We start from the raw sequence: 9,765 nt of genomic DNA, 5'->3' as shown, positions 1-9,765 counted from the left end.
ACTGGCATCGAATGTTCTGCGTTTACGGCTCATGAATGACCCCTCTATTCAGTGGATTTTCCACCTATCGAGGTGTCCGAGGAAATTGAACCACCACAGCTCGCGAACGGGCGTCTGCCGGTTGCTTCGGTGCGAAGCTGAGTTCCTTTCCCTCTCCCCAGCCCTCTCCCCAGCCCTCTCCCTGAAGGGAGAGGGGGCTTGTCCGTGCCAACGGGAAGGACGTCGCTCGCTGGATGCCTTAGTGATAACCGGCTAACGCCGAAGCAACCGAGCACACCGAACGGTCCCCTCTCCCTTCAGGGAGAGGGTTAGGGAGAGGGCGCTCTTGGGTGAACACCAAACACTCACCGGCAGACGCCCGTTCGCGAGCAAGCTCGCTCCTACGAAAAGCCAAACGTAGGACGCAGTCCGCGATCATCCCTGTGGATAACTCACACGCCCTGCGAAGGACTTTCCGCCAACGGCACGTACAGCCTGTCGGCAATGCGCTCCACCGCCGCCTGCGAGGCTTCGGCGATGTGCCCGCTCTCCAGCGCCAGCACCTGGTAGATGCCGCGCCGCAGCAGCTCCTCGCTGAGGTCGCCGGTGACCTGGTGGGTGGTGCAGAGGAAGCGCACCCAGGAGGTGAGGATGATCCAGGCATTGAGGGTCAGGGCCTCCAGCTGGATCTCGTCCATCCGCAGGATGCCGGCCTCGACGAAGCCGCGGTAGATCGCCTTGGCGTTCACCAGCGCGCGCCGGGCGAAGGCGCGGTAGGCCGCGGCCAGCTCCGCGTCGCTTTCCAGCAGGTGCTCCAGGTCCCGGTGCAGGAAGCGGTAGCGCCACATGGCCGCCAGCAGCGCCTCCAGGTAGAAGGTCTTGTCCTCGATGGTCAGCGCGCGGCCGTCGGGCAGGCGCAGGAAGTCGTCCACCCGCGCCTCGTACTCGGCGAACAGCTCGGCGATGATCGCCTGCTTGTTGCGGAAGTGGTAGTACAGGTTGCCCGGGGAAATCCCCAGGTGCGCGGCGATGTGGTTGGTGGTGACGCTGCGCTCGCCCTGGGCGTTGAACAGCGCCAGGCTCTCCTGGACGATGCGGTCGCGGGTCTTGATGCGTGGGGCCATGCGCGGACTCGGAATCACTTTTCTACGGCAAGGGGCAAAGGTACACGGATTGCTACGTGCGGTGCAGCCGGCGTAACACTCCGGGCGCTCGCCCAGCTTTTCGTTGGGTGGGCCGCGCGGCGTTGGCGCGGCATGCTATTTGACACTTTAGAGTAATTGCTCTAAAAATCCAGCGACAAGCACAACGCGAAGCGTCCCCCCACCCGGAGCGCTTCCCCCAGCCGGTCCGCCGAGGAGCCCGCCATGGTCGCCGACATCGCCTACCTGCAGCAGACGCAGCAGGACATCAACCAGCTTCAGAGCCTGTTCGAGCGCCAGCGCCAGGCCTACCGCGCCAACCCGCTGCCCAGCGCCGGCCAGCGCCAGCAATGGCTCAGGAGCCTGGCCGACCTGCTGGTGCGCGAGCAGCAGCCGATCATCGACGCCATTTCCCGCGACTTCAGCAACCGCTCCGCCGACGAGACCCGCCTGGCCGAGATCATGCCCAGCCTGCACGGCGTGCACTACGCGCGCAAACGCGTGGCGCGCTGGATGAAGCCCTCGCGGCGCAGCGTCGGCATGCAGTTCATGCCGGCCTCGGCCCGCGTGGAATACCAGCCGCTGGGCGTGGCCGGGGTGATAGTGCCGTGGAACTACCCGCTGTTCCTCGCCATCGGCCCGCTGACCGCGGCCCTGGCCGCCGGCAACCGGGTGATGATCAAGATGAGCGAGTCCACCCCGGCCACCGCCCAGGTGCTCAAGGAACTGCTGGCCAAGGTCTTCCCCGAGGACCTGGTGGCCGTGGTCCAGGGCGAAGTGGACGTCGGCGTGGCCTTTTCCAAGCTGCCCTTCGACCACCTGCTGTTCACCGGCGCCACCAGCGTCGGCAAGCACGTGATGCGCGCCGCGGCGGAGAACCTCACCCCGGTCACCCTGGAGCTGGGCGGCAAGTCGCCGGCGCTGGTCTCGGAGAACGTGCCGATCAAGGACGCCGCCGAGCGCATCGCCTTCGGCAAGTCGCTCAACGCCGGGCAGACCTGCGTGGCGCCGGACTACGTGCTGGTGCCGCAGCAGCGCGTCGAGGAATTCGTCAGCGCCTACCGCGAGGTGGTGCAGGGCTTCTTCCCCAGCGTGGAGAACAACCCGGACTACACTGCCATCATCAACGAACGCCAGCTGGCCCGTCTCAACGGCTACCTGAGCGACGCCGAGGCCAAGGGCGCGCAGGTCATCCGCCTGCTGCCGGAAGCCAGCGGGCGACGCCTGCCCCAGGCGCTGCTGCTGAACGTCGACGACGACATGAAGGTGATGCAGGACGAAATCTTCGGCCCGCTGCTGCCGATCATCCCCTACCAGCGCCTGGACGAGGCCCTGGCCTACATCAACGACCGGCCGCGGCCGCTGGCGCTGTACTACTTCGGTTACGACAAGCGCGAGCAGGACCACGTGCTGGCGCAGACCCACTCCGGCGGCGTATGCCTGAACGACACCCTGCTGCACGTCGCCCAGGACGACATGCCCTTCGGCGGCGTCGGCCCCTCGGGCATGGGCCACTACCACGGCCACGAAGGCTTCCTCACCTTCAGCAAGGCCAAGGCGGTGTTCAGCAAGCCGCGCTTCAACGCCGCCCGGGTGATCTACCCGCCCTACGGCAAGTCGCTGCAGAAACTGGTCTACAAGCTGTTCATCCGCTGAGACCGCGTACTCCACCCAGGTGAAACAACAAGAATGACAGACACCTCCCTGAGCGCGCCGGGACTCTCCCGGCGCGGCGTGCTCAAGATCGGCCTGCTCGGCGGCGCCTTCCTGGCCACGGCCGGCGTCACCGCCACCCTCAGCGGCTGCTCGGCGAGCGTTCCGGCCAGCGGCATGAAGGTCATCCGTGAATCCGACCTGCCCTTCCTGCGCGCCCTGATCCCGGTGATGCTGGCTGGCGCCGTGCCGGCCGAGCGCATGGCCGAGGCGGTGCAGGGCACCCTCGCGGGCCTGGACCACACCCTCGACCACCTCTCGCAGGAGATGCTCAAGCTCACCGTGCAGCTGTTCGACGTGCTGGCCCTGCCGGTCACCCGCGGCCCGCTCACCGGCGTCTGGGGCAGCTGGGAGAAGGCCAGCGCGGACGACGTGCGGCACTTCCTGGAGCGCTGGCAGAACAGCTCTATCGGCCTGCTGAAGATGGGCCACAGCTCGCTGCTGCAGCTGGTGATGATGGCCTGGTACGGGCGCCCGGAATCCTGGGCGCACTGCGGCTACCCCGGGCCGCCGAAGGTCTGAGCCCCGCCACTCCCATAACAAGAATTCCCGAGAGTACCCCTGATGCCCGTACCCGATCTGTTCGCCGAAGGCCTGGCCCGCGGCTGGAAAGTCCACGACGGCTCGCGCCTGGACAACGACCTGACCCTGGAAACCGACGTGGTCGTCATCGGCTCCGGCGCCGGCGGCGGCACCACCGCGGAAATCCTCAGCGGCGCCGGCTACAAGGTGCTGCTGGTGGAGGAAGGCCCGCTCAAGACCAGCTCCGACTTCAAGCTGCAGGAGCCGGAGGCCTACTCCAGCCTGTACCAGGAAGGCATCGGGCGGATGAGCAAGGACGGCGCCATCACCATCCTCCAGGGCCGCGCCGTGGGCGGCACCACCCTGGTCAACTGGACCTCCAGCTTCCGCACCCCGGACGCCACCCTGGAGCACTGGGCCAGGGAACACGGCGTGAAGGGCCACAGCCCGGCGGAAATGGCCCCCTGGTTCGCCAGGATGGAAGAGCGCCTGGGCGTGGCGCCCTGGATCATGCCGCCGAACTTCAACAACGACGTGATCCGCCTGGGCTGCGAGAAGCTCGGCTACCACTGGAAGGTCATCCCGCGCAACGTGCGCGGCTGCTGGAACCTCGGCTACTGCGGGATGGGCTGCCCGACCAACGCCAAGCAGTCGATGCTGGTCACCACCATCCCGGCCACCCTCGACAGGGGCGGCGAACTGCTGTTCCTGGCCCGCGCCAACCGCCTGCTGCTGGACGGCGACAAGGTCAGCGGCCTGGAATGCCTGGCCATGGACGCCCGCTGCGTGGCGCCCACCGGCCGCAAGGTCACCGTCAAGGCGCGCCACTACGTGCTCGCCGGCGGCGGCATCAACAGCCCGGCGGTGCTGCTGCGCTCCAAGGCCCCGGACCCCAACGGCCGCGTCGGCCAGCGCACCTTCCTGCACGTGGTGAACTTCAGCGCCGCGCTGTTCGAGCAGGTGGTCAACCCCTTCTACGGCGCGCCGCAGTCGATCTACTCCGACCACTTCCAGTGGGACGACGGCGCCACCGGGCGCATGTCCTACAAGCTCGAAGTGCCGCCGCTGCAACCGGCGCTGGCCGCCACCCTGCTGGGCAGCTTCGGCGTGGAGAACGCCCTGCGCATGGAGCAACTGCCGCACACCAACATGATCCTCGCCCTGATGCGCGACGGCTTCCACCCGGACAGCGCAGTGGGCAGCGTGAGCCTGCGCGGCGACGACACCCCGGTGCTCGACTACCACATGACCGACTACACCTGGGACGGCATCCGCCGCGCCTTCCACACCATGGCCGAGGTGCAGTTCGCCGCCGGCGCCCGCGAAGTGCTGCCGCTGCACACCGACGCCGGCTACGTGAAGACCCCGGCCGAGGCCCGCGCGCTGATCGACGGCCTGAGCCTGGAGCTGTACCGCACCCGCCTGGGCAGCGCCCACGTGATGGGCGGCTGCGCCATGGGCGAGGACCCGAAGCAGTCGGTGTGCGACAGCCTCGGCCGCCACCACCAGTTGGAGAACCTGTCGATCCACGACGGCTCGCTGTTCCCCACCAGCATCGGCGCCAACCCGCAGCTGTCGGTCTACGGCCTCACCGCGCAACTGGCCAGCGGCCTCGCCGAACGCCTCGGCAAGGCCTGAGCCCCGCTCCCGGCGCGAAGGCTCTGCCACGGGCCTTGCGCGCCGGCCGGCGGCATTCGCCGGGAAAAATCAGGTAGTCCGCGCCGGCGGGCACTACCAAGGTCGCTTGGCCCATCCGGGCTGCTGCGTTACCATCCAGCCCCGCCAATGCCCACGCCTGCCCCTTGAACCACCAGGACGCTGCGATGAACCGAGTGCTGTACCCGGGTACCTTCGACCCCATCACCAAAGGCCATGCCGACCTGGTCGAGCGGGCCTCGCGCCTGTTCGACCAGGTGATCATCGCCGTCGCCGCCAGCCCCAAGAAGAACCCCCTGTTCCCCCTGGAACAACGGGTCGAACTGGCGCGCCAGGTCACCTCGCACCTGCCCAACGTCGAAGTCGTCGGCTTCTCCACCCTGCTCGCGCACTTCGTCAAGGAGCAGAACGCCAACATCCTGCTGCGCGGCCTGCGCGCGGTGTCGGACTTCGAATACGAGTTCCAGCTGGCCAACATGAACCGCCAGCTCGCCCCGGACGTGGAGAGCATGTTCCTCACCCCCTCGGAGAAGTACTCGTACATCTCCTCGACCCTGGTCCGCGAAATAGCCGCCCTGGGCGGCGACATCACCAAATTCGTGCACCCGGCGGTATCCGCCGCCCTGGCCGAGCGCTTCAAGCGCTGATCCAGCGCCTGCGCGCCGCCAGGGAAGGCGGCAATTGATCCGGCCGGCGTGCAACGCGCACGCCAATGCGGCAAAATTGCAGCAATTCCCTTGCTGACAGCCTGGCCACGCGCCAAGGCCGGAGTTTTTCGATGTCCCTGAAAATCACCGACGACTGCATCAACTGCGACGTCTGCGAACCCGAGTGCCCGAACGGCGCCATCTCCCAGGGCGAGGAGATCTACGTGATCGACCCCAACCTGTGCACCGAGTGCGTCGGCCACTACGACGAGCCGCAGTGCCAGCAGGTCTGCCCGGTGGACTGCATCCCCCTCGACGACGCCCATGTCGAGAGCAAGGACGAACTGATGCAGAAGTACCTCAAGCTCACCGGCAAGGCCTGACCCCGGCGGCTTGACAGGCCGATCGCCGGCTTCCCACAGCGCACTCGGCAACCGCGAAGCAGCGGGATTGTCTATCCTCCCAATTCGCTCCCGTGGTTTTTCCCGGACGCCGGTCCGGGGCCGCCCGACGATTCGTGAGATGCCATGTCCCTGCTGAACCGCTGTTTCCATTCCCTCGCCCTCTCCTGCGGCCTGCTGCTGCTCGGCGCCGCCAGCGTCCACGCCGCCAGCCAGCCGGTGGCCCAGGCCACCGTGGCCAGCGCCCACCCGGCGGCCACCGTGGCCGGCCTGGAAACCCTCGCCGGCGGCGGCAACGCCTTCGACGCCGCGGTGGCCATCGCCGCCGCGCTGGCGGTGGCGGAGCCCTACAGTTCGGGCCTGGGCGGCGGTGGTTTCTTCCTGCTGCGCCAGGCCGGGCCGACGCCCAGCTACCGCTTCATCGACGCCCGCGAACGCGCGCCGCTGGCCGCCAGCGCGCAGATGTACGTACGCAACGGCAAGGTGCAGCCGGAGCTGTCGCTGAACGGCCCCCTGGCCGCCGCCATCCCCGGCCTGCCCGCGGCCCTGGTGGAAATCACCAGCCGCTTCGGCCGCAAGCCGCTGGCCGACAACCTGGTGCCGGCGATCCGCCTGGCCACCGACGGCGTCTCCGTCGACCGCATCTACATCACCCGCGCCGCCGGCCGCCTGGAGGCCATGCGCAAGGACCGCGAGACCTCGCGCATCTTCCTGCAGCAGGGCAACCTGCCCGAGGAATGGGACCTGCTGCGCCAGCCGGAGCTGGCCAACACCCTGTCGCGCCTGGCGCGCTACGGCCGCAGCGGCTTCTACGAAGGCGAGACGGCGGACAAGCTGGTGCAGGGCGTGCGCGCCGCCGGCGGCATCTGGAGCCTGGAAGACCTGCGCAGCTACCAGGTGGTGGAGCGCCAGCCGCTGCGCTACCCGCTGGGCGAAGGCCGCGAGCTGGTCAGCGCGCCGCCGCCCTCGGCCGGCGGCGTGGCCATCGCCCAGAGCCTGGGCATGCTGACCCAGCTGCCCTGGCAGAAGGCCGAGCCGATCCAGCGCGTGCACTACGTGGCCGAAGTCCTGCGCCGCGCCTACCACGACCGCAGCATGCTCGGCGACCCGGACCGCATCGCCAACCCGGTGCAGCAACTGCTGGCCCCCGACTACCTCAAGCGCCTGGCCGCCGGCATCGACCCGCGCCGCGCCACCCCCAGCGCCGCCCTGCCGCCGGCGCCGAGCTGGCGCGAAGGCGACCACACCACGCACTTCGTGGTGATCGACGAACAGGGCAACGCGGTGGCCGCCACCCTCTCGGTCAACCTGCCGTTCGGCGCCGCCTTCACCGCGCCCGGCACCGGCGTGCTGCTCAATGACGAAATGGACGACTTCGCCGCCGACATCCAGGGCAGCAACGCCTATGGCCTGGCCGGCAGCGCGGCCAATGCCATCGCCCCCGGCAAGCGCCCGCTGTCGAGCATGAGCCCGAGCTTCATCGAGAGCCCCGGGGAACTGGCGGCCTTCGGCACCCCGGGCGGCAGCCGCATCCCCAGCATGGTGCTGCTGGCCATGCTGCAGTACCTGGACGGCCGCTCGGTGCAGAACTGGGTGGGCGCGCCGCGCTACCACAACCAGTACCTGCCCGACGTGCTGGAGCACGAGCCGCGCACCTTCACCGATGCGCAGAAGGCCGAGCTGGCCGGCCGTGGCTACAGCCTCAAGGAAGTCGCGCCGTCCTACGGCAACCAGCAGGTGCTGCTGTGGCGCAAGAAGACCGGGAACGTGGACGCCGCCAGCGACCCGCGCGGCATCGGCCTGGCCGCCGGGACCACGGTGCACTACTGAGTCAGGGCACCAGCAGCGGCGACGCCTCGTCGGCGGCGCGCTCGGGCAGGGCGCCGTCCAGGCCCTGCTCGACGCGCAGCTGCAGCACGTTGCGCAGGCTCTGCACGATACGGCTGGCGTAACCCAGGTCGTTCATCAGCGAGCTGGTCTGGGCGCCGTCCAGTTCATGGCGGCGCACCGCGGCGAACAGGTGGTTGCGGAAGGCGCCGTCGAACTGCGCGGCCTGCTCGTCGAACAGCGCCAGGCGCGCGGCCCAGGCGCCTTCCGGTAGCTGGCGGGGGTCCAGGGCGCCGATGGCGCGTACCTCGCGCAGCGCGCCCAGCAGGTGGCGGCGCAGTTCCAGGTAGCAGTCCCGCGCCACCGAAGGCTCGCCCTGCAGGGCCGCGCCCAGGTTCTTCTGCAGGTGCTTGGCGTCCTTCACCGCGTCCACCAGTTGCAGCGCCGCCACCTGGCAGGCCATCCAGAAATGCTGGTGGGCCTCGTCCAGCGGCGTCTCCAGGCGCCCCATGAAGCTCAGCAGGTCGCCGTACACGCCCTTGATGTGCTGCTGGTAGAGCGCCTGGGCGTCCATGGCGAAGCGCTCCGGCCCCGCCTGCAGGGCGGCCTCGTCCACCTTCGGCTGGTTGAGCAGGTCCACCGGCAGGTAGAGCGCGTGGCAGATCACCTCGATGCTCAGGCGCCCCAGGTGCTGCAGCTCCTGGGTCACCGCGCTGGCGGCGGCGTCCGCCGAGTCCAGGGCGCGCTCGCTGAGGTAGCGCGCATGGGTGCGCTCCGGCAGTGGCGCCGCCGTCGCCGGGGCCAGGTCGGTGATCAGCACCGAAGGCTCCTCGACGTCCGGCAGCCAGCGGATCAGCCACTGCGCCAGGCGCGTCTGCAGCGGCCAGAACAGCAGCACGCCCATGCCGTTGAACAGGGTGTGGAACAGCGCCAGCTGGATCAGCAGGTTGTCGCCCAGGCCGACCTGGGCGGTCAGCCAGCGCACCAGCCAGGTCAGCGGCGCCAGCAGGGTGAAGGCGAGTACCCCGCTGACCAGGTTGAACAGCACGTGGGCCAGGGCCAGGCGCTGGCCGTTGCGGTTGCCGCCCAGGGAGCCGACGAAGGCGGTGGTGACGCTGCTGCCGACGTTGGAGCCGATGGCGATGGCCAGGCTCTGGCCCAGCTCCAGCTGGCCGCCGGCCAGGGCCGCCAGGGTCAGCATCAGGGTGGCATGGCTGGACTGCAGCACCACGGTGATCAGCGTGCCGATGCCGACGAACAGCAAGGCCCCCAGCACGCCTTCGGCCTGCAGGCCGGTCATGTCCAGGGCGTCGCCAAAGCTGGAGAAGCCGTCCTTGATCTGGTCGATGCCCAGGAAGATGAAGGCGATGCCCATGAGGATGCGCCCGGCGGCCTTGCTCTTCGGCCCGTTGAAGCCGGCCAGCACGCCGAACACCAGCAGCGGCAGGGCCAGGGGGCTGAGGCTCAGGTTCTGCCCGGCCAGGGCCAGCAGCCAGATGCCGCTGGTGGCGCCGAGGTTGGCGCCGAAGAGGATGGCGATGCCGCTGGCCAGCTGGATCAGCCCGGTGCTGATGAAGGCGATGGTGAGCAGCGAGACCAGGGTGCTGGACTGCAGCACGAAGGTGCCGCACAGGCCGAACAGCAGGCTCTTGGACGGTGTCGAGGTGCTGCGTTCGAGCCACAGCTCCAACTGGCTGCCGGCCAGGTCGCGCAGGCCCTCCTCCAGGCACTGCATGCCGAACAGGAACAGCGCCAGGCCGGCGCCCAGCTGCAGCAGCCCGGCGCTGGACCAGAAGGCGTAGCCGAGCACGCCCGCCGCCAGCAGCAGGAGCAGCGGGCGCAGGTGCTTCTTCAATTCGCTACGGGCCATGACCCCCT

8 protein-coding genes are annotated in these 9,765 nt (G+C 69.0%); 6 read left to right on the top strand and 2 right to left on the bottom strand.

Annotated features, from left to right (window positions below; genetic code table 11):
* Nucleotides 1–431 precede the first annotated feature (431 nt).
* Nucleotides 432–1,103 (bottom strand): TetR/AcrR family transcriptional regulator, encoded by a 672-nt coding sequence (locus DK254_RS19510; protein WP_109935093.1) that lies wholly within the window; start codon nt 1,101–1,103, stop codon nt 432–434.
* A 243-nt stretch (nt 1,104–1,346) separates the two neighbouring features.
* On the opposite strand from DK254_RS19510, the gene DK254_RS19505 reads away from it, so the two are divergent.
* The 6 genes from DK254_RS19505 (at nt 1,347) to ggt (ending at nt 7,890) form a co-directional block, all read left to right on the top strand.
* Nucleotides 1,347–2,777, top strand: a complete 1,431-nt coding sequence (locus DK254_RS19505) for a coniferyl aldehyde dehydrogenase (RefSeq protein ID WP_109935092.1) — start codon at nt 1,347–1,349, stop codon at nt 2,775–2,777.
* A gap of 33 nt (nt 2,778–2,810) precedes the next feature.
* Complete coding sequence (locus DK254_RS19500) at nt 2,811–3,356, top strand: twin-arginine translocation pathway signal protein (RefSeq protein WP_109935091.1); 546 nt, start codon at nt 2,811–2,813, stop codon at nt 3,354–3,356.
* A 42-nt stretch (nt 3,357–3,398) separates the two neighbouring features.
* Nucleotides 3,399–4,994, top strand: coding sequence for a GMC family oxidoreductase (locus DK254_RS19495; protein ID WP_109935090.1), 1,596 nt, complete (start codon nt 3,399–3,401; stop codon nt 4,992–4,994).
* Nucleotides 4,995–5,179: 185 nt separating this feature from the next.
* Entirely contained in the window at nt 5,180–5,659 is a 480-nt protein-coding gene (coaD, locus tag DK254_RS19490; protein ID WP_109935089.1) for a pantetheine-phosphate adenylyltransferase, read from the top strand.
* A gap of 131 nt (nt 5,660–5,790) precedes the next feature.
* Entirely contained in the window at nt 5,791–6,042 is a 252-nt protein-coding gene (locus tag DK254_RS19485) for a YfhL family 4Fe-4S dicluster ferredoxin (RefSeq protein WP_089390982.1), read from the top strand.
* Between the two features lie 144 nt (nt 6,043–6,186).
* Nucleotides 6,187–7,890 (top strand): gamma-glutamyltransferase, encoded by a 1,704-nt coding sequence (gene ggt, locus DK254_RS19480; protein ID WP_109935088.1) that lies wholly within the window; start codon nt 6,187–6,189, stop codon nt 7,888–7,890.
* Between the two features lies 1 nt (nt 7,891).
* On the opposite strand, the gene DK254_RS19475 is transcribed toward ggt, so the two are convergent.
* Nucleotides 7,892–9,757 (bottom strand): Na/Pi cotransporter family protein, encoded by a 1,866-nt coding sequence (locus tag DK254_RS19475; protein WP_109935087.1) that lies wholly within the window; start codon nt 9,755–9,757, stop codon nt 7,892–7,894.
* Nucleotides 9,758–9,765 lie beyond the last annotated feature (8 nt).

Source organism: Pseudomonas sp. RW407, from assembly GCF_003176655.1.
GTDB classification, from domain to species: Bacteria; Pseudomonadota; Gammaproteobacteria; order Pseudomonadales; family Pseudomonadaceae; genus Pseudomonas; species Pseudomonas delhiensis.
This window is presented reverse-complemented; position numbering and strand designations above follow the sequence as displayed.